Below are 22753 nucleotides of genomic sequence, written 5' to 3' on the forward strand. Positions count from 1 at the left end.
GGGATCCCTTCAGCGCCAGGCCACTCAGTTCCGCTGGGGCTTGATCCCCAGTTGGAGCCGCACTCCCAAGGCCGGGTGGATCAATGCCCGCGCCGAGACCGTGGCCGAGAAACCCTCTTTCCGCCAGGCCTTTTGCCGCCGCCGCTGCCTGATCCCGGCAGATGGCTTCTACGAGTGGGCCGACCAGGGCACGGCCAAGCGACAGCCCTACTGGTTTTACCTGCTGGATCGACCGGTGTTTGCCTTTGCCGGCATTTGGGAGCGCTGGCGCAGCCCACAAGGGGTGGAGAGAGAAACTTGCGCCATCCTCAACACGCCAGCCAATCGGCTAATGGGGCTTTTCCACGAGCGGATGCCGGCCATTTTGCTAGAAGACGATTACGACCTCTGGCTGGATCCGCAGGTGCGGGATCCGGCGCGGCTCCTGCCCTTGCTTCGCCCCTACCCGGCAGAGGCCATGGCCGCCTACCCCGTCAGCACCCATGTCAACAACCCTCGCCACGAGGATCCCACATGCCGGGCTCCCATCGGAGAAGCGGTGCAGGGATCCAACCTCAGCGAGCCCGCTGGTAGCGCATCCCCGGCAGTTGCACCAGCCAGCCCTCCAGTTCCATAAGCAGCAGGGTGCTGGAGAGGGTGGCAATGTCCATCTGGGTGGCCTGAGCCAGGGCATCGAGGCTGAGGATGTCGTTGCCTAGGAGCTGCCAGAGAAGCTGCTGCTGCGGATCCCTGGGGCCGGCGGACAAGGGTTGGTCTGGGAGAGGGGATCCCTGAACTAAGCCCAGCTCTTGGAGCAGCTCCTCGATCCCCAGGATCATCGCTGCACCACTGCGGATGAGGTGCAGACAGCCGCGGGCCGCTGCCGTGTCGATATTCCCCGGCAGGGCATACACCTCCCGCCCGTATTGGTTGGCTAGGTGGGCGGTAATCAGCGCCCCTGAGCGCTCTGGGGCCTCCATCACCAGGGTGGCGCGGCAGAGGCCGGCGATAATGCGGTTGCGCTGGGGAAAGTGCTCCTTGGCCGGCGGCGTGCCGGGGGGATATTCGCTGAGGACGGCCCCTTGTTCCAGGATGCGCCGGTAGAGAGCGCGATGGTGGGCGGGGTAAACCTGATCCACCCCAGTTCCCACCACGGCCACCGTCTTGCCGCCCGCCTCCAGGCAGGCTTGGTGGGCAATGCCGTCGATCCCGGTGGCCAGTCCCGACACCACCACGCAGCCAGCTTCCGCCAGGGCGGCGCTGACTTTCTGGGTCCACTGCTGACCGTAGGGGGTGGGGGCGCGGGTGCCGACAATAGCGATGGCCGGCTGCTGCCAGTCGGGGCACTCGCCTAAGACGTAGAGAAGGGGCGGTGGATCCGGCAGCTCCCACAACAAGGGCGGATAGCCGGGATCCGCAGGGGTTAGGAAGGGGATCCCGGGCTTCTGGGTTTGCTCCAGGATCTCCCCAGGGTCGAGGCCAGGACGGGCAGAGACAATCGTTTCTGCCAGGGTGGGGCCAATGCCCTCTACCTGCAGCAGGGCCGGAACATCCGCCTGCCAGGCCCGTTCCAAGGATCCAAAGAACTCCGCCAGCCGCTTGAGGCGATGGGGGCCGATCCCTCTAATCCGCGCCCAAGCCAGCCAGTAGGGCCGCTCTCGTTCGCCCCCAGCTTCCCTTTTGCCGGCAGGATCGGAAATGGAGAAAGACAAGTTCAGCTTCCCTCAACAGTGGCTGTAGTACCCTAAGTAATGGTCAGCAAAAAAGCAGGAGATAGGCAAATGGCAGGATTGGATCCTGCCAGTGGTTCTCAGGCGACAAGGCCATTGCGGTTTGGACAAGGACGCCAGGCTTGGGTGTGGGGGATCTATCCGCTGCTGTGGCTGTTGACCTGGGTGGGATCCCGCTCGGCCCAGCCGCAGCTATTGGGGATCCCGGCTTGGTACTGGGGAGCAGGGTTGGCGGTGCTGCTGTTGGTGCCCCTGAACTTCTACTTTGTGCGAACTTGCTGGCCCAGGGCTGGAGATGAGTGACACGGTTTTGAGTTTGGGTGTGGTGGGGGTGTACTTGCTGCTGCTGGCGGCCATTGGTTGGTGGAGCTACCGCCGCAGCGGCCAGGATCCGGTCAGCTATTTCCTGGCAGGGCGGGGGCTGGGATCCCTGGCCTTGACCTTGACCACGCTGGCGACGCTGCTCAGCGCCTTTACCTTCCTCGGGGTGCCGGCGGATGCCTACACCCACGGCCTGGGGATTTTTTTGGCCGTGGGGGTCACCACGGCGCTGATCTCAGGGCTGTTTTTTGGGGTGGGCTACCGGGTGTGGCTGGCGGCCCGCCACTTTGGGTTCATCACCCCCTCAGAGTTCTTTGGCCACCGCTTCAACAGCCCTCTCCTGGCCCTGCTCTATTGCCTAAGCGCCCTGACGTTTACCGCCCCCTACATCAGCATCCAGATCATCGGCGGGGCGCGCACCCTGGCCGCCGTTTTGGGGGAAGGGATCCCCTACTGGCCCCTGGCGGTGGGGGTGGCGCTGGTCATCCTGGGCTATGTCCTCTTCGGCGGCTCCCAGGCCGTGGTCTGGACGGACGTGGTGCAGGGGATCATCTTGGTTGTGGGGATGGGAGTGGCCTTTGTGGCCGTGGCCTTGAGTTGGGGCCAAGAGGCCGGCAGCCAGTTGGATCCCTGGCTGAGCTTGCCCGGCCCCCAGGGGCGCTGGAGCTGGCAGACCCTGCTTGGCAACCAACTGCTGTTTTTGATGGCCACGCCCCTTTTTCCCCAATTTTTTCAGCGCTTCTACATGGCCAAAAGTGCCCGTCCCTTTCAGACCCTGATGGTGGTCTGGCCGCTGCTGATTCTACTGGTGTTCTTCCCAGCAGCCCTCATTGGCGTCTGGGGTCGGCTGGCTTTTCCTGACCTGCAGCAGCCGGATCAGATCATGCCGCTGATGTTGCAGACCCTGCCCAGCGGCGTGGCGGCAGTGGTGATTACAGCGGCGCTGGCGGCTTTGATGTCTACGGCGGACTCGCAACTGCTAACTGCCAGCTCCCTGGTTACCCGGGATCTGGTGGTTACCTTGCTCAAGCGCCAGCTTTCTCCGCACCAGGAGGAGCTGTTGGGCCGCTGGGTGGTGTTGGGGATTGGGTTGGTCTCCTTTGCCATTGCCGTCAGGCCACCGGGGCTCATTACCCAGATTGCCACCTGGAGCTTTCAGGGCAACGCCATGCTCTTTCCCCTCTTGATTGCCGGCCTGTACTGGAAGCGGGCTACCCGCGCCGGGGCCGTAGCCGGAGCTTTGGTTTCCAGCGGTCTCACCTTGGGCTGGCTGGCGGGCCTGTTGCCCCAAGCCTGGACGGGGGGCTGGCTGCCGGTGATCCCGGCGGTGGTTGTCGGCACGGCGGTGCTGGTGGGGGTGAGCTTGCTCACTCAGCCCGACCAGGAGAGGCTGGCCGCCTACTATGAGAGCGGCCCTTGGGGGGAGGAGATCTCGAAATAACTGGATTGAGACAGATCCCTCACCCCCGGCCCCTCTCCCTGAGGGATGACCCTCACCCCCGGCCCCTCTCCCTGAGGGAGAGGGGAGATGCTTCGGCGTTGTTCAGCTTCTGTCGGTGGCCAACCTCTTGAGAACAAGGAAGGTGCCGCCCAGGAAGAGCAGGCCCATCAGCCCGGCTAGGGGGTTGCCGCCGATGCCGGTGAGCCACTCTGGCGCCCTGCCGGTGTACTCGATCCAAGCCAAGTTGTTGACCCAGGTGATGCCCCACACCCAGCCGGCGTGCAGCCCCAGGCTGAGTCCTAGCTTGTTTTGGTTCCACACCTTTGCCTGGGCCAGCAGCAGGCCCATCAGCCACAGCCCCGGAAACTGGGGCCAGGTGGCGAGGATCTCTGCTGGCGGCTTCAAAAAGTGGGCCAAAGCAAAGAGAAGGCTGGATCCCCACAGAGCGCTTGTCCAGCCGTAGTCCAAGGCCATCTCCTGCAGCAGCCAGCCGCGGAACAACAGCTCTTCTGCCAGGGCCACCGCCAGGCCCACCCCTAGCCCCAGCAAGCCATAGCCCAGCAGGGATCCCCCTTCCACCGGCCGCCAGCTCAGCCAGCCCAGGGCTCCCTCCAAGCCAAAGAGCAGAAAAAGCCCGCCCACACCCATCCCTAGACCCCAGAGGATCCCAGCTCGGCAGGCCCAACTCTTGTCCAGGCCATAGGCGGCAAACCCGGATCCCCACAGCCCCAGCCAAAGGAGCAGGAGGACATACAGCGGCAGCCAGAGGTACTCTCGGCCAAAGAAAAATCCCCCCAGGCCGACCCACGGTAGCCAGGCCAAAAGGGGGATCCCCAAAAACAGCAACAGCCGCAGCGGCAAGGGAAAGGCCTTGAGTTTGCCAATCAGCTCAGCAGTCGGCAGGCCCACCCAAACCGCTCCTAACTAGCGTTCCGGCTCGATCGAGCTGGTGAGGCCGTGCTGGCGCAGCTGCTCGCAGTAAAACTCCGCGTGCTCCCGCGGCACCACGATGACCACAGCAACGCCGTTGTTGTGGGCTTCCAACATGATCTCGGTGGCTTGCGGCGGCATCATCGATGGAATGACCTTCACCAGCACCTGCACCACGTACTCCATGGTGTTGACATCGTCGTTGTGCAGCAACACCCGGTACATGGGCATATGCTTCGGGGTTACAGAAGGCTTAACCAGAGTCTCCGTAGCCACGACGATCCCTCCTTGGGTCAACAAGAGGTTCTAGAACGCAAAACCGAAAACAAAGCCAAAAAGCAAAAAACCTTAATGGAATTTTAGCCTTCGCAGGAAGGGCTATGAAAAGGCCGCGGAGAACCCAAGCCTCAGGTCTGGCGTTCTTAAACAGAAGCTAACCCAGTTTTCACCGGCCCACAACCTCAGTTTGGGCGCAGAAGTGCTTGACTAGGGGCAATTGGCCATTGTTGCGGATCCCTTTACATTTGCCGGCGTCGCTGAGGTTAGCTGTATGAGTTCCCTGCGTTCCCGTCGCTTTTTCCTGCAGTTGCTGATGTTTGGCGGTGGGGCAGCCGCCCTGGCCGCCTGTGGGGGCACCTCCAGTTCTTCTATCCCGCCGCTGGGAGAGCCAGGATTTCCCCAGGGGGTGTTTGCCGGGGATCCCACCTCTGAGGGGGCGGTGCTTTCCACGCGGGTGGTGCCGGCCAGCAGCGTGGATACGGTGCCTGTGACGCTGCAGGTGGCGGAAAATGCCGAGTTCAACCCCATTCTGCAGCAGGTTGCGCTGACTGCCCGCCGCGTGGCCGGTCGCAACTACCGCACCGAGCCGGGCGACTACATTGCCCGCGCCGTTGTTACCGGCCTGAGGCCGGCGCAGCGCTATTTCTACCGCTTTGTCAGTGAGGGGTTTACCAGCCCTGTGGGCCAGTTCCGCACCCTGCCGGCTCCGGGCGATGGGCGGCCCATCCGCTTCTTGCACATTAGCTGCGCCAATGAGCCTCCTTTCCCCATTGGGGCGGCCCTGTTGGCCGAGGTTAACCGCGGCGATATTGATTTCATCGCCTTCAACGGCGACACCGTTTATGCGGATCGCTTCTGGCTGGGGCTGGATCCGGTACCGACGCTGGAGTTTTACCGCAGCCTCTATCGGGATCAGCGGGATCCCAAATATGCCGGACCAGAGTTCCCGCAGTTGTTCAGCCGCACCTCCTTTGTCGTTAACTGGGATGACCACGAGGTGATCGACAACTACAGCGGCCAGAAGGCCCGCGGCGGCCGCGCTGTCCAGCTCAACGACACCACCGGGCAAACCCGCGACGTGGAAGATTTTAGGGTGCTGGGCTACCAGGCCTTTTTTGAGTACAACCCCATCACCCCCACCTTGACGGATGTACCGGGGGTAGATAGCCGGGATCGGGTGTTTCGCAGCTTCCGCTACGGTGCCAACGCCGAAGTCTTTATCCTCGACCTGCGCCAGTACCGCGACTTGGCTGCTGTGACCCCGATCCTGCCCATTTTGCCCCCTGGCTTGACCCGGCAGCGCTTTTTGGAGCTGGCCGGCCTCCGCCTCACGCCCCAGCAGGAGACCCTGTTCTTCGGCCCGCCGGGATCGGAAGAGGCGCTGTTTAACCTGCTGCGCCGCACGCCGCGCATTCTTTTGGGAGAACCCCAAAAGCAGTGGTTGTTCAACGGCCTGCGCAGCTCCACCGCCACCTACAAGTTCATCGTCAGCGAGTTTCCCATCACGGTGACCTATTTCCGCTCCAACGACGTCTGGGAGGGCTACTGGCTGGAGCGGCAGGAGGTGATCGACTTTATTGAGCGCAACAACATCCGCAACGTGGTGTTCCTAACCGGCAACAACCACGCCGGCTTTATCGGCCAGGTCAACCCCGGCAGCAGCAACCCCATCTGGGAGGTGTGGACTGGCCCCACCGGACGCAGCGTGACCGCCTTGAGCATTGACGAGTTGGGCAGCCAACTGGGGATCCCCAACGCCAGCCGCCTCTACTACCGGATTGTGAATGGCTTTCTCGCCCCTGTGAACCCTGCCAATCCAGAAGTGAGCGGGATCCCTGGCGTCACAACCGGCAACCTGCGCTTTTTGGAGCTGGCGGTGCCCAACTACACCCTCATTGAAGTCTCCGGCAGCCGCTGCACCCTTCAGATCAAGGGCCCCACCGGCGGCGTCCTCACCGATCCCCTGGGGCGCCGCGGAGAACTGGTGCTGCCCCAGTGAGAACAATCAAGGGCTTTGGGCAGGTTTTCCCAATTCTATTCTGATCGAAATTCAGGGATCCCTGCGCAAGTTGGGATCCCTTTTTGTAACTCTTTTTTGCAACTTGTAAGGAAGATGCCGGCTGTGATCGCAATCAGCCAGGGAGCGAAAACGTTAATGCTAGCGTGTAGGTAGAGCAGGGATCCCTGTTGCGGCAAAGAAAACTTCATGGAAGGAGGAAAATCCGATGGTTGCTCTGCGGGGTTGGCTGGCAGCGGGCATGATCGGCGCGGCTGCAATCCTGGGTGGTGGTGAAGCGTGGGCCCAAAGGAGCTTGTGGTTACTGAACGGGCAATCGACCTGGGTTAATGGTTATTTCTACCCAGGCGAGAACATCTGGGCCGAGTGCGACCTCGACTGCCACGACGTGGATCTGGTGCTTTACGATCGCAACGGTCGGTGGGTAGCCGAAGATACGCTCTTGGACGATTTCCCCATCGTCCAGGCTCCCTATGAGGGCAGCTTCGCCGTCCAGGTGATCATGGCCGGCTGCCGCCACCCACGCGGCTGTGCTGTCGTCGTTGATTCTGACTACGGCTTCTAGCGCTTCCCTCACCCCTAGCCCCTCTCCCTGTTGGAAGAGGGGAAGGAGGTACCGCCTGCTGTAGGGATGAAGGGGGCTGCCTAGGCGGGTTTGTGGCTGGCTTCCTGCACTTTGGCGTGAGTGAATTTGCTTAGGCCGTGGATAGTTTTTTCCCAGTAGAAGGGCTTGGTAAAAAGCTGCCACAGGGCCATGTAGGCTGCCATGGAGTGCAGTTGCCAGTAAATGGGGTTGAGAAGAGCATAGAAGGCCAAGTCGTAGTAGCCCCGCCGAAAAACGGCCACCAAGTTCAAGTAGATCCCAATGGCATTGCCCACCAAGAGGTTAAACAAGCCCAAGTAAATTAGCCAACTGGGAAAAATGTTTTGCAGCCAATGGGCGCGGGTGAGCAGCCAGTAAATAAACAGCAGCCACATGATGGGGCTGGTGAGGAAGGTGAAGAAGCTGCCGCCGATAAAAAATTGGTAGGCCAGCCAGTTCTTGAGGCCCAGCTTGCGCAAAGAGCGCAGCGGGTTGCGGTTGTGCACCAGCCAGGTCTGCATATAGCCTTTGATCCAGCGGGAGCGCTGCCGGATCCAGTTTTTAAGGGCGCAGTTGGCCTCTTCGTAGGTGGTGGAGTTGATCACCCCCACCGTGTAGCCGTGCTGGCTGGCGCGAATGCCTAGATCGGCATCTTCGGTGACGTTAAAGGGATCCCATCCCTGCAATTCCCGCAGGCGGTCGGTGCGGAAGTGGTTGCTGGTGCCCCCCAGGGGAATGGGCATTTTCAAGGTTTCCAGGCCCGGCAGCAGGTAATCAAACCAATAGGAATACTCCAGGGTAAACATGCGGGTAAGAAAGTTCTCGTTGCGGTTGAAATAGTTGAGGGCTGCCTGGACGCAGACCAAGCTGGGATCCCCTTTTTTGAAGGCAATGATGGCTTTTTTCAGTTGATCCGGATCGGGGATGTCTTCGGCGTCGTAGATGGTGAGGTATTCGCCGCGGGCAAAGGCCAGGCCGTAGTTGCAGGCTTTGGGCTTGGTCTTGGGCTTGCTATCCGGCACGATCAACAGGCGCACGTAGCGGGGCGGCTTGGCGGCGCGGGCGGCCTCGATGGTGGCCTGGTCGTTTTCTTCCAACAGGATCAGCACGTCCAAGCGCTCGTGGGGGTAGTCCAGCTTGGAGAGGGAGTTGATGAGAATCGGCATCACCTCCGGCTCTTTGTAGACCGGCACCAGGATGGTGTAGATGGGCAAGCTGCGGTCATCGAGGGCGGCCACTTCTTCGTCGGTAATCTGGTGGAAGCGATCGGCGGATCCCACCAAGCTGAGCAGCAGTTTGAAGAGAATCGAGGCTATGTAGAAGAGGTTAATCAAAAGCACCAAGATCGTCAGAGTTGTCCAGGGAGCGCTGGCCAAACTCCACAGCAGCAGCAGCAGCAGGCCATAGCCGACGGCAATTTGCGAGGGGGTAAACACCCGCGAGGCCGATTCCTCCGGCAGGCGGGCCAGCAGCTTGTACACCGCCTCTTGGCTAAAGCGGGATCCCTGATCTTGGCTGAGGAGCTGGGTGATATCCTGCTCGGTGCCCAGCACCTTTTCTATCCGCAACCCTGGCCGCCAACTGTAGAGCAGCTCGTCCACCGCCCAGTCCAGGGGGTCGTTGACCATCACCGTGAGGGTATTCTCGTCGCTCCAGCTTAGGGGGTAGAAGAGGTGGTGCATCATCAATTCCGGATCGAACTGGCGGCTTAGGACCTCGTCCCGGTAGAGCAGCCCTGTTCCGATTAGCTCCGAGACGGAGGGGTAGCCCAGCAAGTGGGCCAGAATGCTGAGATACTCGCGGGTGGAGAGGTAGCTCAGCCGGGTCAGCACCTGCCCCAGGCTGGATCCGGTGCGGCGGCGGATCTCCAGAGCCTGCTGCCACTGCTCCAGGGTGAGGCGGCTGCCCAGCAGCTCAGCAGCCAGCTTGCGCTCGAGGATAACTGTCAAGATCTGCTTTTCGGTGGCCGGGATCTCCCACAGCTTTTCGGCCTCTGGGCAAAGGCGTTTCACCGCCTGCCAGACGCCGGGATAGCCGGGCTCTTCCGTGGCCACCACAACGGTTTGCGGGTTGAGCCAGCCACAGGGCAAAAAGCGCACCGGCAGGAGATCGCTGGGTTCCACTAGCCAAGGCAGCTCTAGATCTAGAGGCTGCTTGAGCAGCCAGTCCCGCAGCTTGGGCCGATCCAAAATCTGGCGACACAGGTCGGCAAACTTGCCAGGATGCATGACCCGCAAGCTCCAAAAAGCCCTGGGCAAGGAGCAGCCCACCTCTTCGCGGTACTCCTCCGCTGCCGCCAGTTGCTGGCGGGTGAGATAGCCCGCGCGCAAAAGCGAGGACTTAAGGGACTGGAGCATGGCCTAAGACCCGCGGTTTGGCTCAAGTCTGGCTCAACCGCAAGCCCATGCCTAGCCCCCCCTAGGAAGGGATGGGGGACTCGGGGCGGCGAGCCAAGCGGCGATAGACATTCCAGGCTCCCGCTGCCAGCAGAATAGCCAGCAGCAGCACCAGCCAATAGCGGTACTGCCACACCAAAAGCTGCCAACTGAAGCGGCCTGGGTAGCGCACCCGGTAGCCTTGGGGGGTGAGATCCCAGCTCTGCACCTGGGTGAGGGCGGGGGTGGCGGCGTAGGCGGTGAGCACATTTCCCTGCAGTTGGTTGGCCAGGCGGGTGCGTGGATCGGCAAGGCCGCGGCTGAGGCGTTCTGCCAAGGCCGGATCAGATCCCCACCAGGACAGCCAAAGGGTAGGCCTGCCTTGGAGCAAAAAGTACTGCAAGAGGCCGAGGTTTTCCTGGGGTTGGGCGGCCAGGGCCACCTGCTGGTTCAAGGGGTTGAGGATCTCGAACTGGGATCCCAGCCGGATGGGGCTGTAAGGGAGCTCCACCTGCTCCGGAGCGGCGACAAGGATCTGCCAGGCGAAGTCGCCTGTTTCCAACTGGGTCTTTTCCTGGGGCAGAAACTGAAGGGTGGGCAGGAGCGGTCGGGCGGCCAGCCGGCTCAAGGCCCCCACCAGGTAGGCGGCAGCCGGCAGCAAGGCGGGATCCCCCAGCCAAACCCGTCCGGATCCCTGCAGCACCGCCGGGATCTCCTGCAGCTCGCCGTTGGGGGCTTGGTAGCCGCTCCAGAGAAAGCCGGAGCTATCCGAGCGCACCTGAACCGTCAGCGGCGTCAGGGATCCCTGGCAATTGCCGGGGCTGGCCCCGTAGTCAAAGCGCAGCTCCAGTTGGTTGAAGCGGCGCAGCAGGCGGGTGGGCAGGGTCACGGTCTCGTTGAGCTGGCTGCGACCGGTGAGGTTGTAGGTGCGCAGCAGAACGCCGTTGAAGAACACATAGCCCGTCAGGCGATCCCCGGCCCGACCATCCACCGGGTTCATGATCACATCCAGTTGGGCCGCCAGATCCCGCGGGCGCCCCCCCAACTGCGCCAGGTTGAAGTTGAAAACCAAAGACTGGCTGCCAAAGCCCCGCAGCAGGGGATCCACGATCCCCAACTCCCGCAAGCTGAGGCGGTTGGCCTTGAGAGCCCGCTCCCAGTCCGCCACCGCCGCCACCCGGATGCCGCGGCTCACCAGCCCCGCCCGCTTCCACTCTTCATAGAGGGCAAGAATGGCCTCGCGGCGGGCGGCCACCCGCAGCCGCGATCCCTCTGGAGTTACTTGATGCTGAAGGTGGGGGGTAAAGTTGGCCGGCTCCAGAATCACTTGAGGCCCTTCCCCTGGACGGTTGCTCCAGAGGATGGGGGTCTGAGGGAAGAGGTGGGCCAGCAAGCTGTACAGGCCCAGCGCTGCTTCCGCCACTTCGGGAGAAGGGTTGGCGGGCACCACCAGCGTGAGCTGGGGGTACATCAGGCGCAGAAAGCCGGCCACTGTGGCATCGGGCACGCGGGGCACCAGCTCAAAAAAACTGTCCCGCCCTACCCTCAGCAGCAGGTTGCCGGTGTTGAGGTCGGCACAGATGTCGTCGCTAATGCTCAAAAACGGCTGCACCGACACCGTGATAAAGCGCTCACCCGGCGGCAGGTTAGGGATGGGCACCCGCACCACCGGCTCCTGGCGCAGATCTTGCACCAGAAAGATCCCCGCCAGCTCCTCGTTAATCAGCACCCGCACAGTAGAAGTGGGCTTGAGCACCGGCGAAGGTTCTAGGCGCAACTGCACAAAACTGGCTTCTGGGTCGATGCCGTTGATGGGCGCAGGGACGGTGACATCCAGGCGCGGGTTGGATCCCTGCAGCAGCACGGAACGCTCGTAGCCCAGCCTCTGGAAAGCAAGGGGCTCCGCCCGCACTGCCTCTGTTGGCACGCAGCAGAGCAAGCCAGCCACCAACAGCCCCCACCCTCGCCTTACCCTAGCCATCTGCGGGATCCCTAGCCCCTGCTCCGACGACAGAAAAAGCCTACACCTGCGGCGGGGGCAGTCGCCAAACTTCTAGGAGTATATGGCGCAATAGTGATGAACTAGCCACAAGAAAACCCCCTTCCTCGGGAACTCTCCTAGGCGCGGGCGTAGTCGTCCTCAAAGCGCACGATGTCGTCCTCCCCCAAGTATTCCCCGTTCTGCACCTCGATGATCACCAAGGGGATGGTGCCGGGGTTTTCCAGACGGTGCTTGGTGCAGGGGGGAATGTAGGTGGACTCGTTGGAGTTAAGCAGCACCACCTCCTCGCCCCGGGTAACGCGCGCCGTGCCCCGAACCACAATCCAGTGCTCGCTGCGGTGGTAGTGCATCTGCAGGCTAAGGCGATGGCCGGGCTTGACCTCGATGCGCTTGATTTTGTACATTGGGCCTTCATCCAAGATCCAGAAGGCTCCCCAGGGGCGGGTCTGAGCCTGGGAGGGCAAAAGCTCCAGTGCCGGAATTGCCGCGTTGTCCATGTCTCGCACAGACTGTAGCATTGAGGTCACACCTTGTTCCACTTCAGGGGCTCTCACATCCTCACCTGCAGCGCGGCAACTTTTCATCGACCATCTTGCTGAATCCAATACGCCAAAACTCGTAGAAAAAAAGTCTCGAGAAGGGGAATACTAAAGCTCCCTTGCATTCCTAATAGTTTTTGCAAAACTTGCTTTTAGGATTAACTAGGGTGTTCCAATGCCCTAGGCCGTCAAGTTTAGCGAAACTCGTTCATAGGGCATGGATGTTTGTAAACCGGCTTAAAGCTATCTTGAGGCTCGTTGCGCCGGTAGGGATCCCCTTGCTGCTCCTGGCTGGCCTCTTGTGGGGGCTGAAGGAAGGCTGGGGCTGGGTGAGCCTAGAGATGCAGTTCCTTGGCTACAAGGGATCCGTAGCCGTCCTGGGGCCGGATCCGCGCCTGCCCATTGTCGGCACCACCTTTCCCCCTTCGCTGGTGCTGGCCACGGCCATTTTGGGGCGCTCGCCGCTGGTGTTGCAGGCCATTTTGGGATCCCTGGTGTTGGACTGGATGGGGCAACAGTTGCGCCGTTTGCCTGTCGGCCTGGGGTGGCGCTGGCTGTGGGGCCTGTTGCTGCTGCTGCAGCCGGCTTTGCTCCTGATGCTGCTGCGCAGCCCCGTTTGGACGGCCACCTCGCTTTTGCTGGGGGTGAACATGGCCTTGTTGTTCCCTCTGGCCAACGAGAAACAAGCAGCGGAGAAGGACGAGCTGCCGATTACCCTGCGGCTGCTGCTCATTGGGCTGGCCTTAGGGCCGCTGATGGTGCTGCGCTGGGAGAGCGGCTGGCTGTTGCCCTGGCTGGCAGGACTGCTGCTGGTGGCTTTTCGCCGCGAATCTTGGGGGTTTCGCTGGGTCTCGCTGCTGGTGGCGGGGTTTATCAGCCTGGCCCTGATCTTGAGCTGGCTGTATGTCAACTGGTTGGCGGTGGGGGATCCCTGGGCTTTTACTTACCAGGTGGGCAGCGGCCTGCGCCTGCCGCAGTTGCGGGAAGACCTGCAGCAGGCCGGCGGCTGGCAAGGGCTGGTGGAGCTGGGGAAGTGGCTGGCGGTGCTGGCCCCTGCCTATCTCCTGTTGGGGATGGGATCCCTGCTGGGCCGCTGGGTCGGGGCCTTGATCTGGGGGATGCCGTTGGTGGTTCTGCTGGCTTCCCTGGGCCAGGGGCTGTTTTTGCCGGAGCTGAGCCGCTTTGGTCTCGTCTGGGTGCCGCTGCCGTTGCTGATGGGGGCCTACTTAGTCCGCGGAGCCGGCCCCGGCTGGGCCAAGCGCCTGTTGATCACCGCCCTTTTGGGGCTGAACTGCCTTACCGCTGGCTATGGGCTAAGCCAAGAGCCACGATTTTTGGCGCCCCTGGTGGTTGAGGAGCGGGATCTCTGGGAGCGGCTGGTGGCAGGGGTGGCGCCCCTTAGCCGTGAGTTGGGAGCGGCCCAAGATCTGTATGAAGTCACCTCTGGCGGGCAAGCTCTAGAAGGCTGGCGCCGGCAGCGGCAGGCAAAGCGCCAGGTAGGGCAATATCTCCGCCGCCACCTCTTGCCCGGCGAGAAGGTGTTGGTGGACGACGACATCCACTTTGAGGCTATCTTTTGGGCGGGGGATCCCCGCTTGTTCCTTACCCCCCACCAGTACGAGTTTGCCTTGGCCCTGCAACACCCCCAGGAGCGGGTGGACTACTTGCTGGTGGCGGGGCCGGCGGATCCCTTGCGGAGCGCCGACCGCATCCTGCAATTTTGGCCTGAGCTTACCTTTGAGGGGCTGCCGGGCTTTAGGGAGGTCTACAGCTCCCCGCAGGTGCGGCTGTGGGCCCGCCAGGCAGAGCTTGAGGAGGAGACGAGATGACCTGGAAACGGCAATGGCCGCGGCGACAGGTGCTGCGGATAGGCGGAGCGCTGCTGGCTTCCTATGGGGTTGGAGTTGCCGGCTGTGGTCAGGGCTCCGAGAACGTTGCCACTGGAAACCTGAACTTGTCAGAGCTCTTGGCCCGCTGGGAAGTGGGCACTGGCGAGGATCCCGGTCGCTTCCTCTGGGAAATCGAGTCGGATCCGCAGGTGGCAGCGGTGGCGCGGGACTGGGATCCCCATTTCTTAAGCGGCTGGCTCAACAGCTTTGACCACCGCCAGGGGGATCTCTCCTTCTGGCGCAACTGGCACCAGGCGGGCCTTTTGCGGCAGTGGTTGGAGCGGGGCTACAGCCTGCACATCATCACCTGGGAAGACGACACCACTCGCCCCTGCGGCGACTACCACCTCTCGCCGCAGTTTATCCAGGACGTAGCCGAGCTGGCCGGGTATATTGCCCAAGCCAACCCCCAAGGCCGACCCACCTACTGGAGCCTGGCCACTGAGTTTTCCTACTGGCGCATCCCCGCCGATACCTACAACGCCGACACTGCCCCCTACTACCAGGCTCTCATGCGCAACGTCTTAAGAGCCCGCCAGGCCATCAAGGAGCGGCTGCCCGAGGCCGAGGTGGCCCTCTGCTGGGGCGGCTGGATTGCCACCTTTGACGATCGCCGCCGCGGGGCAGGGCGCAGCATGGTGGAGCCTTTTGCCGAGACGATGAGCCAAATGGACGGGATCGCCTTCCAGTCGATGCGCCAGCGGCGGCCGGGGGAGTTTAACCCGGAGCTCAACGGCCCGGATCCGGGTAACCCCGAGCAGATCCGCCTCTGCTGCCGTCTCTTTGCCCCCATCCACCGCAACCTGATGCTGGCCCACTACGAGCCCTCGATTAAGGACAAGCACCCCAACGGTGGCCGGGCCGACACTGTCCAAGTGGATTTTGAGATCATGAGCCGGCCCGAGTGGCTGCAGGAGGTGTCGCAACTGGGATTGCGGCGCCTGTCCCTGATGCACTACGGCCTCTACAAGGGGGATCCCTATGGGGCGCTGACGGCAGCCCGGCAATTCCGGGCCCGCGTAGGTTTGCCGGCTATTGCCCAGAGGGTGTAGGTGGATGGAGACGAAGGCCCAAAACGGAGCTCTGTAGGTACAATCCCCCTTGGCGGCGCCGTCGAGAGGGATCCCTAGATGAAGCCTTTGGCAATTGCAAGAAGCTGGCTGCTGGGCCTGGGCCTTGTCTTGGGGGGGTGGGAGCTACCGGTCTGGGCCGGCTGCGGCTTCCCTCGCGGGGCAGGGAAAACGTTTTTCTCGCTCCAGCCCGAGGTGTACCAACCCCGCACCCGCTTTGACCAGGGGGGACGTCTGCAGCAGGCCCTTTCCGAGTATGGCGAGACCCGCCTCAACCTGTTTGGCGAAACCGGCCTCAGCGATCGCCTCACCCTCAACCTCAACACCAGCTACGTTTTCCTGGAAAATCGCTTTGCCAGCGGGGCTGAGACCGTTACCCAGCGCAACCAGGGCCTGCGGGATCTGGAGCTGGGCCTGCGCCACACCTGGGGAGAGGGGGATCCCTTTTTCTCGGCTCAATTGACGGCCCTGATCCCGCCGGGATATGCCACCCAGAACACCCCCCTGCCCTTGGGCTATGGGGTTTTCGGCTACGACCTCAGCGCCGGCCTGGCCGCTTCGGGCAAGCTGGGATCCCTGCCCGCCTTTTTCGACTCCTGTCTGACCTTTCGGGACTACCTGGGCTACCCCGGCAACCGTCTCAAGACCAACTTGACCTTTGGAGCAGATCTCAGCCCTGAGGTGCAGGCCATTGTGGCTTTGGATGGCGACTTCACCCTTGGCAACAGCGCCCCGCTCCTTTTTGGGGATCTGGCGGTGCAGGATCCCGACTACAACAACCTCAAGCTTTCCGGCCAGCTCAACTGGCGCCTAGAGGGGGGGCTGACCCTGGGGCTAGGGGGGTTTCAGTTTTTAACAGGCCGCAACACCAATGCCGGCGGCGGCTTCACCGGCTATGTGTGGCTAAGTTACTAAAACTCAACAAAATGTTGCGGGGTATCTACCGCGGCAGCAGGGATCGGCAGAGGCAGATCTAGGATGAGACTTGGCAAACCTTGGCCTGGAGAACGGATCCCATGCCTCGCTTTGAAAACATCGTTGCCGCCATCGACGGCAGCGGCCCCACCGAGCAAATGGTGCACACGCTGCTATCTTTGCCGGCCTTTGCCCAGTGCCACGTAACCCTGCTGCATGCGGTGCCTTCCCAGACCTCTGCTGAGGACATGCGCGCTGCTTGGCAAAAGGGACAGGAGCTGTTGGCCCAGACGCTGCAGACCTTTCCCCCGCGGCCTGGGCTAAAGATCAGTACCCAACTGGTGGAAGGGGATCCCAAGGTGGTGGTACTGCAGGTGGCCGAGTCCCTGCCCAATCCCCTCATCGTGATGGGATCCCGCGGGCGCAACCGCATCATGGCCATTTTGCAGAACTCGGTCAGCCAATACGTCTTCCAGCTCGCCTCCTGCCCCATGCTGCTGGTTAAAGACGACGCCTACGTCAAATACCCCAGCCATGTCATGGTGGCCCTCAACAACTCCCCTGCCGCCCAGGCTGCCTTTGCCACAGCCCTGGATCTGGTTGCCGGTATCCCGGGAGCCCAGATTTTTCTGGCCTCGGTACAACTGGATGCCGACGCCCAAGGCCGGGACGAGGTTATAGACAAAGCCATTGCCACCCTCAAAAGCCGCCAAATCGGCCACCAGGTGTTTACGGCGGTCGGGGATCCGGGCACCGAGATCGTCCGCTTGGCGGAAGAGAGCAAGGCCGACCTGTTGGTGATGGGATCCCCGGATCGCCGGCCCAGTATTGCCCGCAGCATCCCTGACCTGGATCGGCTGCTGGGGCGCTCCATCTCCGACTATGTGCGGGTGCACATCGGCTGCCCTGTGCTGATGGTGCGCTCGGCCCAAGACTGAGGGATCCCTAAGGCAAGATAGAACGGCGCTCCGTCACGCGGTCGCTTTGCTGCTGGCGATCCGGACTGACGGCCCAAGCCTCGAAGATGAGTTCAGGAACGCCGGGGGGAATGGTCATGCGGGTGAGGGCTTGCCACCGTCCCTGGTCATCGCGGGAGAAGTCCAGCAACCAACGGGGGCCATCCACCAGCGAGCGGGTGCGGCCGTGCTTGACCCAAAACTTAATCCACAAAGGAGGCTGAGAGGTCGAGCCACTGGCAGAATTGACCGAGGCCGGCAAACGCAGCACTACGTCGAAATTGTCACCTGCCCGCAATTGCTCGGGCACCACCAGTTGCGGTACCGGGCAAGCTGCCGGCACCTGGGGGGAAAGAGGCGAGGTTCCCGGACTGGCGGCGGCCAGCGGTGGCGGCGAGGCCGCCTCCTCGCGAGGTGGCTCCGGTTGGGCGGCAGGTTCGGGTGCGGTGTCTGCTAGGGGGGCAGGGGAGGCTGGGAGCTCTTCTGGCTGAAGCGGGCTGGGAGCTCCTCCAGCATCCTCTTTTCCCGCAGGGGTGCTGCGCTGCCAGATGCGCAACAACTTCTGCAGGGTGCGTTCGGGGGAGAGCAAAGGTGAGGTCGGGGAAGAACTGTCGGCTGCGGCTGGCGTTTCTTCTTGCCGCTGCTGACCCGCAGGGATCCCGGAGGAGGGGGGGAGGACTTCCCCCTGGCCGCGACAGCGAACGGAAAAGGAGATCCGCAGCGGCTCTGGATCCGGCCAGGAGGACGGAGTAAGGCGCAGTTCCCCCCGCAACGGACGGCTCCAGGTATAGCTCGGCAGGGTGATGGGAATGCTGAACACCGCTGTCCGGGCTTCAGCCGGAAATTGAATCAGCCGTTGCCCCTCGAAAACCGGGCTCTGTTCCCCTTCACCTTCTTGCCAAACTCGTACCCGCAGCTCGCCACTGCAGCCAATCCGCCCCGTCAACACCAGCACCTCATCGGGGGATCCCTCCAACTCGCTGTGCATCAGGGAAAACAGCTCTGGCGGGATGGCAGCCGCTTTGGTCTGGGCAGAGGGTTCGGGCCCCGTTGGCTGGGCCGCCAAAGGTGCTGCGGGTTCCGGCTGAGCCGAGCCGGGCACAACCTGGAGACGCAGGCAGTTGTTCAGCTCTGTCTCACCAAACAGCTCGGCAATCAAATCGGCATCGCGGCAGTGGAACTCCCAAAAACCAGGGGCGAGGTGGGTGGCCGGCAGGATGATGCCGATCCCCTCCTCGTTGGTGCGCACCGAACGGGTTTGCAGGAGCGAGGTGGTTGTCTTGGAGTTTGCTCCTGCCGGGGATCCGCTATTTTCGGTCGGCAGAGGGCGCTGGCGGACTTCCACTGTGATGGTGAAGTGGGGCTGGGGGGAACGGGCGACGATGGTGTAGGTGTCCTCTTCCAGAATGGCTCCCTCGGCTGATACCGGCTGCCAGTCTTCTCGGCCGTTGCGCCGCACCCAAAAACTCAACATCACTCCATCACCTCTGGGACGCCAAATACTGCACCAAGTCAGCTTGCAAGAGGGTTTGCTGCTGCCCCGTGGGCAAGTGCTTGAGCTGCACCTCCCCGGCTGCAGCTTCTGCGTCCCCCAGCGTAACAGCCCAGGTCGCACCGCTGCGGCTGGCCCGCTTGAACTGCTTGCTGAAGGCGCTGCCGCTGAGATCCAGCTCGGTGCAGAAGCCGGCTTGGCGTAGGGCTTGGGCGATCTGGAGGGATTGGGCCTCAGCCTTTGCCCCGCGGGAGATCACGTAAACCTCGACCGGTGTTGGCGGAATCTCCCCTTGTTTCTTCTGCAGCAGCAACACCAGCCGCTCCAGGCCGATGGCCCAGCCCACCGCCGGGGTCGGCGGCCCGCCCAGCTCTTCCACCAGGCCATCGTAGCGCCCGCCCCCGCAGACGGTGCTCTGGGATCCCAGCTCCGGCGAGATGATCTCAAAGGCGGTGTGGGTGTAGTAGTCCAAGCCGCGCACCAGGTAGGGATCCAGCTCATAGGGGATGTCTAGGACCTTGAGATGGGCTTGCACTTGCTCGAAGAAGGCGCGTGAGTCAGCACTGAGGTAATCGGGCAGCTTGGGTGCTTTCTCGGCAATGGCACGGGTATGGGGATCCTTGCTGTCGAGGATGCGCAAGGGGTTGCGGCTGAGGCGCTCTTGCGAGTCGGGATCGAGCTGCTCTTTCAAGGGGGTGAGGTAGTCCACCAGGGCTTGGCGGTAGGCCCGCCGATCCTGCGGATCCCCGAGGGAGTTGAGCCGCAAGGTGAGGTTTTCTGCCCCCACCGCCCGCAGCAGATCCCAGGCCAAGGCGATGACCTCGGCATCGGCGCGGGGATCCCGGCTGCCCAGCAGCTCCACCCCCAACTGATGGAACTGGCGTTGCCGCCCCGCCTGGGGACGCTCGTAGCGAAACATGGGCCCGCAGTACCAGAAGCGCTGCACATCGCCTGCCACCTGCAACCCGTGCTGGATGTAGGCCCGCACCACGCCGGCGGTGTTTTCGGGGCGCAAGCTCACCTCCTGCTCGCCGCGGGTGCTAAAGGAGTACATCTCCTTACCCACCACGTCGGTGGCGCTGCCAATGCTGCGGGCAAAAAGCTCCGTCAGCTCCAGAATCGGGGTGCGGATCTCTTGGTAGTTGGCCCGCCCCAAGATCTCGCGGGCGCTGGCCTCCACCTGCTGCCAAAGCCGTACCTCCTGCGGCAAAATGTCGCGGGTGCCCCGCACCGCCTGGATTTTCTCCATGTTGGTTCCTCTTGCCCAGAGCCCCGTCCTGGGAACCAAGGGTTCATGTCAATGCCATCATATCGGCAACAGCGTTCCTGCTGCTGAGGGGCAGAGCTAGCCCCGGCTCAAGCGAGCGTAGAAGGCCGCAACTTGGCTGCCGGCGGCCACAGCCGCCGTGGTGGCTCGCAGGATCGTAGGGCCCAAAGAGACAGGTACTCCGCCGTAGGCTTCCGCCTGGCGGCGCTCCATCTCTGTCCAGCCGCCTTCAGGGCCAATGGCCAGTGCCACGACAGGATCCCTCCGTTGCGGTAGGACTTGCAGCAGCGGGGGGGCCTCTCGGCGGGCGACGGCTATACCCCACCAATCGGCTTTGAGCTCGGCTAGCCAACGGATCCATGGGGTGGGTGGGTCGATCTGGGGCCAGCGCAACCGCTCACATTGTTCTGCGGCCTCTTGCACAATTTTTTGCCAGCGTTCTTGCCGCCCAGATCCCGGCTCCACCACAGTGCGCTCCGTCAGCAGGGGGGTAATGCGCGCTGCCCCCAGCTCGGTAACCTGGCGAAACACCTCATCAAACCCCGGCCCCTTGACCACCGCCAAGCCCAGATGCAGGTAAACGGGCAACTCCCGCGGCAGCGCCTCCACCTCGCCCGCAATTTGGGATCCCTGCGGCTGCCAATGGGCCAGCCACAGCTTGCCGGAGCCATCCAACACCAAGAACGGATCCCCCGGCTTGAGGCGGCGCACCCGCTGTAGGTAGTGCTGCTGCGGGCTGGTCAAGTGGAGCCCACCCGCGGGATCCCGTTGGGCCGGGTCGATAGCCAAGCGGGGCAGGGAACTCAGGTCGTGCGTGCGTTCAGACAGCACCACTCCCCCCGTCGCCAGAGGGCTGCCACCACCCATTCATTGGCCTCCAACATCTCCGCCACCAACTTGGCCTGCTCGATGAGGATACCGCTGAGGATCAGCCATCCCCCCTTTTTCACCACCAGGCCAAACTGCGGGATCATATCCAAGATCACGTCCGTCAGAATGTTGCACACCAGCCCATCCACCATCTCGGGAATATGCTCCAGGCTGCCTTTGGCCACCACAATGCGATCCGTCAGGCCGTTGAGATCCCGGTTCTGGAGCGTGGCCTGCACCGCCAGCGGGTCAATATCCACGGCATAAACCCGCTTGGCTCCTAAGAGAGCTGCCGCCACCGACAAAATGCCCGAACCACAGCCCACATCGGCCACTGTGACTCCCCCAGCACCCCCCCCAAGGCGCATCTCCAGAGCCTCCAGGCAAAGCTGGGTGGTCGGATGAGTACCTGTGCCAAAGGCCATGCCCGGATCCAGCCGCACCAGAAGACGACCGGGGTGGGGGGGTGGATCCAGCCAGGCCGGACAGATGAGCAGCTTGTCCCCGACCGGTTCGGGCTGCCAGTGTTGCTTCCAACTGTTGCTCCAATCCTCTGCCTCTATGCGTTCCCAGCGCAGCTTGGGAAGGGGCTGGCCGGCAACAAGGGCGTCTTGCCGCAGGCGCAGCGCCAGAGCAGCCAAATCCAGGAGCGTGGCGCGGAACCAGGGCAAATAGGCATGAATACTGATTCGATCTTCACCGTAGGCCTGGCTGGCCATACCCTGACAACCAAAGCTCTCCAGCCGCCAAAAGATCTGATCCTCCTGGGCAGGGGAAGCAACGATGTGGAGATCCCACCAGGCCCCATCGGGATCCGGCCCTTGGGCAGGCGAGAGCGGGCTGAGGTTGGCAACGGTCGTGCTCACAGGGATCCCTTCAACAAACCTAAGGAAAACCGAAATTTTGGCTAACAGAATAGCGATCCAAGTCGCCAGCAGGCTAGCACTTAATACAGAACTCTATATCAGAAATTGTAGTAATTGCAGTCTTCCCCTCAATTCATCGTTTAGGCTTTAAGAGCCTGCCCCATTGTTCCTGGTTAGTCTGGGATTTGAAGGCGCACACTGTTGACTCAGCAGCGACGCAGGGATGGACTCCCCCCAATTGGGGGATGGCCCTCAGCGGTTCCTTGGATGTCCAGCTCAGCCTTATGAGATAGATTAAATCCAAAAGTATTGAACAAGAATTGGGTACAGCGTTGACGCTCGCTTCGAGCCCCAGTGATTTTACGGATAGATGGGGTTTCGCCAGGGCGTGTTGAGCAACGATAGAGAGGAAGCAATGCAGGCGGCAAAGTCGATGTCAACTGAGCAGTCAGCGCAGCAGCCGAAGGTGGCTCCTCTTGCCAGAGAGGAAAGGGCTGCCCATGAGGATCCCCAGCCGCTCGAAGTCAGCCCTCGCAAGCACTCCGTCCCGCTGACGCGAACGGCTCTGATGCGGCGCTTCAACCAGAGCTTTCCGCCTTTCTACAGCCAGTTTGTCAGCAGCGAGGTTCAGGTTCAAAACTTGCGTCTGGCCTATGCCCTCTACCAAACCCGCAAGGCCGTGGTACAGATGCAGGACGAGCGCGGCAAGACAGTAGTTTGTCTGGCCTATCGCAACCGCCCTTCTCTGCTCAGCGACCTGTTTGGGGTGCTCACGGCATTCAATCTCTCGGTACACGGCATCCATCTCTACGGGCAGATCTACGCACCCCACTTGGTTTTTATTCGGGTCACCGTCTCCCGCGATGGCCACAGCCTTTCCTCCCAGACCAAGCTCAACCTAGAACGGGCCATTCACGAGTGCTTGGCAGGGGTGTTTCCCGTTCATGAAACTTTGGCGCTGGAGTTTGATCTCAAGGCCGGCTTGAAAGACACCCAGGTTTCTTTTTATTTTGACCCAGTGTTTCATCTGCCCACGCTGTTGGTGGATGTGGACAACCAGCCGGGCGTGTTTTACCGGGTGATGACCGCTCTGGCGCAGGAGGATTTGACTGTGGTTAACCTCAATCTGATGCTCCGCCGCAAACGGGCGCGCTTCATTTTCTACTTGCTGGGGCCGGATGCAACTCCAACCATGCCAGAGTTCCTAGGGCAAAAATTGGCGTTGAGCATCC

The 22753-nt window shown here is 62.2% G+C and carries 20 protein-coding genes; 10 read left to right on the top strand and 10 right to left on the bottom strand.

Annotation, left to right across the window (positions count from 1 at the left end; genetic code table 11):
* The coding region (locus tag NW852_RS10725; protein ID WP_414426730.1) for an SOS response-associated peptidase at positions 1-616 on the top strand (616 nt) is incomplete at its 5' end.
* On the opposite strand, the gene dprA is transcribed toward NW852_RS10725, so the two are convergent.
* Positions 555-1691 (bottom strand): DNA-processing protein DprA, encoded by a 1137-nt coding sequence (dprA, locus tag NW852_RS10730; protein WP_414364618.1) that lies wholly within the window; start codon positions 1689-1691, stop codon positions 555-557. The two genes, NW852_RS10725 and dprA, sit on opposite strands and share 62 nt — an antisense overlap.
* 69 nt (positions 1692-1760) lie before the next feature.
* On the opposite strand from dprA, the gene NW852_RS10735 reads away from it, so the two are divergent.
* Both NW852_RS10735 and NW852_RS10740 read left to right on the top strand, forming a co-directional pair.
* Entirely contained in the window at positions 1761-2012 is a 252-nt protein-coding gene (locus NW852_RS10735; RefSeq protein ID WP_414364620.1) for a hypothetical protein, read from the top strand.
* Positions 2005-3471 carry a sodium:solute symporter family protein gene (locus tag NW852_RS10740; protein WP_414370373.1) on the top strand — a complete coding sequence of 489 codons (1467 nt, stop codon included), beginning with the start codon at positions 2005-2007 and terminating at the stop codon, positions 3469-3471. The genes NW852_RS10735 and NW852_RS10740 overlap by 8 nt, the downstream gene beginning before the upstream one ends.
* 102 nt (positions 3472-3573) lie before the next feature.
* Here NW852_RS10740 and NW852_RS10745 read toward each other — a convergent pair whose 3' ends face one another.
* Positions 3574-4380: a lysostaphin resistance A-like protein gene (locus NW852_RS10745; RefSeq protein ID WP_414364623.1), complete on the bottom strand. Its 807-nt coding sequence runs from the start codon at positions 4378-4380 to the stop codon at positions 3574-3576.
* A gap of 15 nt (positions 4381-4395) precedes the next feature.
* Positions 4396-4677, bottom strand: a complete 282-nt coding sequence (gene clpS / locus NW852_RS10750) for an ATP-dependent Clp protease adapter ClpS (protein ID WP_414333897.1) — start codon at positions 4675-4677, stop codon at positions 4396-4398.
* A gap of 274 nt (positions 4678-4951) precedes the next feature.
* On the opposite strand from clpS, the gene NW852_RS10755 reads away from it, so the two are divergent.
* Positions 4952-6679, top strand: a complete 1728-nt coding sequence (locus tag NW852_RS10755) for an alkaline phosphatase D family protein (protein ID WP_414364625.1) — start codon at positions 4952-4954, stop codon at positions 6677-6679.
* A 313-nt stretch (positions 6680-6992) separates the two neighbouring features.
* Complete coding sequence (locus NW852_RS10760; protein WP_414364627.1) at positions 6993-7262, top strand: hypothetical protein; 270 nt, start codon at positions 6993-6995, stop codon at positions 7260-7262.
* A gap of 80 nt (positions 7263-7342) precedes the next feature.
* Here the strand turns inward: NW852_RS10760 and NW852_RS10765 are convergent, their stop codons facing one another.
* The 3 genes from NW852_RS10765 to NW852_RS10775 all read right to left on the bottom strand — a co-directional run bounded on the left by NW852_RS10765 (position 7343) and on the right by NW852_RS10775 (position 12154).
* Positions 7343-9637 (bottom strand): glycosyltransferase family 2 protein, encoded by a 2295-nt coding sequence (locus tag NW852_RS10765; protein WP_414370371.1) that lies wholly within the window; start codon positions 9635-9637, stop codon positions 7343-7345.
* Positions 9638-9698: 61 nt separating this feature from the next.
* A complete protein-coding gene (locus tag NW852_RS10770) occupies positions 9699-11636 on the bottom strand; it encodes a cellulose biosynthesis cyclic di-GMP-binding regulatory protein BcsB (protein WP_414426731.1) in 1938 nt (645 codons plus the stop codon).
* Positions 11637-11773: 137 nt separating this feature from the next.
* Positions 11774-12154 carry a cupin domain-containing protein gene (locus tag NW852_RS10775; protein ID WP_414333931.1) on the bottom strand — a complete coding sequence of 127 codons (381 nt, stop codon included), beginning with the start codon at positions 12152-12154 and terminating at the stop codon, positions 11774-11776.
* Positions 12155-12444: 290 nt separating this feature from the next.
* Here NW852_RS10775 and NW852_RS10780 point away from each other — a divergent pair, with 290 nt between their 5' ends.
* From NW852_RS10780 to NW852_RS10795, 4 genes are all read left to right on the top strand, one after another.
* Entirely contained in the window at positions 12445-14025 is a 1581-nt protein-coding gene (locus NW852_RS10780) for a hypothetical protein (protein ID WP_414426732.1), read from the top strand.
* Entirely contained in the window at positions 14022-15137 is a 1116-nt protein-coding gene (locus NW852_RS10785) for a hypothetical protein (RefSeq protein ID WP_414426733.1), read from the top strand. The genes NW852_RS10780 and NW852_RS10785 overlap by 4 nt, the downstream gene beginning before the upstream one ends.
* A gap of 78 nt (positions 15138-15215) precedes the next feature.
* Positions 15216-16070: a hypothetical protein gene (locus NW852_RS10790; protein WP_414370366.1), complete on the top strand. Its 855-nt coding sequence runs from the start codon at positions 15216-15218 to the stop codon at positions 16068-16070.
* A gap of 101 nt (positions 16071-16171) precedes the next feature.
* Entirely contained in the window at positions 16172-17008 is an 837-nt protein-coding gene (locus NW852_RS10795) for a universal stress protein (RefSeq protein WP_414364638.1), read from the top strand.
* A 7-nt stretch (positions 17009-17015) separates the two neighbouring features.
* Here NW852_RS10795 and NW852_RS10800 read toward each other — a convergent pair whose 3' ends face one another.
* The 4 genes from NW852_RS10800 to prmA all read right to left on the bottom strand — a co-directional run bounded on the left by NW852_RS10800 (position 17016) and on the right by prmA (position 21410).
* The gene (locus NW852_RS10800) at positions 17016-18500 is read right to left on the bottom strand and encodes a hypothetical protein (RefSeq protein WP_414426734.1); all 1485 of its coding nucleotides are present in this window, start codon (positions 18498-18500) and stop codon (positions 17016-17018) included.
* Positions 18501-18507: 7 nt separating this feature from the next.
* Positions 18508-19767 carry a histidine--tRNA ligase gene (gene hisS / locus NW852_RS10805; protein ID WP_414364641.1) on the bottom strand — a complete coding sequence of 420 codons (1260 nt, stop codon included), beginning with the start codon at positions 19765-19767 and terminating at the stop codon, positions 18508-18510.
* Between the two features lie 96 nt (positions 19768-19863).
* Entirely contained in the window at positions 19864-20616 is a 753-nt protein-coding gene (locus NW852_RS10810; protein WP_414364643.1) for a 16S rRNA (uracil(1498)-N(3))-methyltransferase, read from the bottom strand.
* Positions 20589-21410, bottom strand: a complete 822-nt coding sequence (prmA, locus tag NW852_RS10815) for a 50S ribosomal protein L11 methyltransferase (RefSeq protein ID WP_414370432.1) — start codon at positions 21408-21410, stop codon at positions 20589-20591. The genes NW852_RS10810 and prmA overlap by 28 nt, the downstream gene beginning before the upstream one ends.
* A 544-nt stretch (positions 21411-21954) precedes the next feature.
* On the opposite strand from prmA, the gene NW852_RS10820 reads away from it, so the two are divergent.
* The coding region (locus NW852_RS10820) for a hypothetical protein (protein WP_414426735.1) at positions 21955-22753 on the top strand (799 nt) is incomplete at its 3' end.

This window comes from Synechococcus sp. H60.1, assembly GCF_047462335.1.
In the GTDB taxonomy this organism is placed as follows: domain Bacteria; phylum Cyanobacteriota; class Cyanobacteriia; order Thermostichales; family Thermostichaceae; genus Thermostichus.

Coding starts and splice junctions, on each gene's coding strand:
- hisS (WP_414364641.1), bottom strand. CDS start 19,767: ATGGAGAAAATCCAGGCGGTGCGGGGCACCCGCGACATTTTGCCGCAG.
- NW852_RS10785 (WP_414426733.1), top strand. CDS start 14,022: ATGACCTGGAAACGGCAATGGCCGCGGCGACAGGTGCTGCGGATAGGC.
- NW852_RS10740 (WP_414370373.1), top strand. CDS start 2,005: ATGAGTGACACGGTTTTGAGTTTGGGTGTGGTGGGGGTGTACTTGCTG.
- NW852_RS10755 (WP_414364625.1), top strand. CDS start 4,952: ATGAGTTCCCTGCGTTCCCGTCGCTTTTTCCTGCAGTTGCTGATGTTT.
- NW852_RS10790 (WP_414370366.1), top strand. CDS start 15,216: ATGAAGCCTTTGGCAATTGCAAGAAGCTGGCTGCTGGGCCTGGGCCTT.
- NW852_RS10800 (WP_414426734.1), bottom strand. CDS start 18,500: ATGTTGAGTTTTTGGGTGCGGCGCAACGGCCGAGAAGACTGGCAGCCG.
- NW852_RS10735 (WP_414364620.1), top strand. CDS start 1,761: ATGGCAGGATTGGATCCTGCCAGTGGTTCTCAGGCGACAAGGCCATTG.
- NW852_RS10770 (WP_414426731.1), bottom strand. CDS start 11,636: ATGGCTAGGGTAAGGCGAGGGTGGGGGCTGTTGGTGGCTGGCTTGCTC.
- NW852_RS10765 (WP_414370371.1), bottom strand. CDS start 9,637: ATGCTCCAGTCCCTTAAGTCCTCGCTTTTGCGCGCGGGCTATCTCACC.
- NW852_RS10775 (WP_414333931.1), bottom strand. CDS start 12,154: ATGGACAACGCGGCAATTCCGGCACTGGAGCTTTTGCCCTCCCAGGCT.
- NW852_RS10795 (WP_414364638.1), top strand. CDS start 16,172: ATGCCTCGCTTTGAAAACATCGTTGCCGCCATCGACGGCAGCGGCCCC.